The organism is Jeotgalibaca caeni, from assembly GCF_028863945.1.
GTDB classification, from domain to species: Bacteria; Bacillota; Bacilli; order Lactobacillales; family Aerococcaceae; genus Jeotgalibaca; species Jeotgalibaca caeni.
Window position 1 is genome coordinate 1 of record NZ_JARBEA010000137.1, and the last position, 925, is coordinate 925.

The 925-nt window shown below is 53.0% G+C and carries 1 protein-coding gene; it reads left to right on the plus strand.

Annotated elements, in window-relative coordinates; genetic code table 11:
- Window positions 1-256: 256 nt before the first annotated feature.
- Window positions 257-925: IS110 family RNA-guided transposase (locus PVE40_RS12825; protein WP_274732315.1), on the plus strand; the 669-nt coding region annotated here is incomplete at its 3' end.

Below are 925 nucleotides of genomic sequence, written 5' to 3' on the forward strand. Positions count from 1 at the left end.
GAGAGTGGGACAAACACTCATGTTCGCTTCCGCGAACACCCTGATGGATGAAAATAGTAACGGCCTCCGGCCCTTTTCCATTATACTGATGGTGAAGGGGCGGAGGCTGTGCCTTTATTGGGAGAAGAAAGCCGGGGGACAAACTAGCCCGTTCTATCTGCGAGGATCCTGAATTATCGCCATGAGCATGAGTATAAAAATACGACTGTACGGATAGAATGCCCCTTCCACAATTTATGAAGAGGGAGTGATATCGATGGATATCATTTACGAAAGCTGTGCCGGACTGGATGTTCACCAAGAAAATGTGGTCGCTTGTGTCCTGACTGGCCCGCTCACTTCCACGCGCCCGAAGAAGGAAATGCGCAAGTTCAGCACGACGACCAAAGGCCTCCTCGAAATGAGGGAGTGGCTCCTTTCCTTTCGCTGCCAAGCGGTCGCAATGGAGAGCACGGGTATCTACTGGAAGCCGATCTGGCACATCCTGCAGGATGACTTCAACCTAATTTTGGCTAATCCCCGCAAAATAAAAAATATTCCCGGCCATAAAACGGACCGGAAGGATGCCGAGTGGATCGCCAAGCTTACCCGGATTGACCTCATCCCAAGAAGCTCCGTGCCGGAAGAAAATTTTCAGGACCTACGGGACCTTACGCGCACACGGAAGCGTTACGTGGAAAGCGTAACCAGCAGCAAGAACCGGATCCATAAAATCCTTCAGACCGCGGGCATCAAAATCACCTCCTACGTGGAGGACATTTTTGGCGCCTCTGGCCGCCATCTGCTCCAGATGCTTCTAAACGGGGAGGAGGCAACGGCCGAGACGGTCGAACCGCTTGTTTACACCTCCCTCAAGAAGAAAGTGCCGGATATCGTCCAGGCCATGCACGGATTCTTCCGCCCGCACCACCGCTTCCTGCTGGAG